Source organism: Bartonella sp. CL71SXKL, assembly GCF_042194935.1.
Classification (GTDB): Bacteria; Pseudomonadota; Alphaproteobacteria; order Rhizobiales; family Rhizobiaceae; genus Bartonella.
Window position 1 is genome coordinate 1 of sequence record NZ_JBHINI010000148.1, and the last position, 577, is coordinate 577.

Sequence of the window (577 nt, forward strand, 5' to 3'; positions counted from 1 at the left end):
AGAGCAACCAAACATCATACGTAATTCAATTAATTTAAAAGAACCAAGATCTGCAATTCGGTAACAACAATTGTATCCATTGTTGACGTGATCCCAGTCGTAACAACCGTTCAAAAAATTAATTCCATCACGACGAACTTGACCCAAAACTGGCAACTGGTCAGTGCTAGCCAAATTCGTTGGCTTGTTAGCAACCATCGACCAGTCAGTTCCAACCAATAAGTTTTTGCCATCTTTGTCTTGAAGATATGCTTTTGTACCTGTAGCCATAATTTAATCCCCCTATTATGAATGTATATGAAAAAGCACCCGTTCATTTGTACGACCGAGCGCTTTATTAATTTCGTTTATCTGTTTTTGTAAATCGTCAATCTTATCAATCAAACCGATCACTGAAGCGATGTCAGTTTCCGGTAAAATTTGATACTCATTACCATCGGAATCTTTTAAGATTAACTTCTTATGATTGTTAATCTGATTCCCTCCTAGTCAGGCGCAACCATGTGTTTACTGATCTGCGTGATATTAAAAGCCCCTTGTGGCATATCAAAGGCTGCCGTATCAACCGGTTGATATC

1 protein-coding gene is annotated in these 577 nt (G+C 38.3%); it reads right to left on the reverse strand.

Annotated features, from left to right (window positions below; all coding sequences use genetic code 11):
• A partial coding sequence (locus ACFILA_RS09980) for a hypothetical protein (RefSeq protein WP_375661178.1) occupies positions 1 to 270 on the reverse strand: 270 nt, incomplete at its 3' end.
• Positions 271 to 577 lie beyond the last annotated feature (307 nt).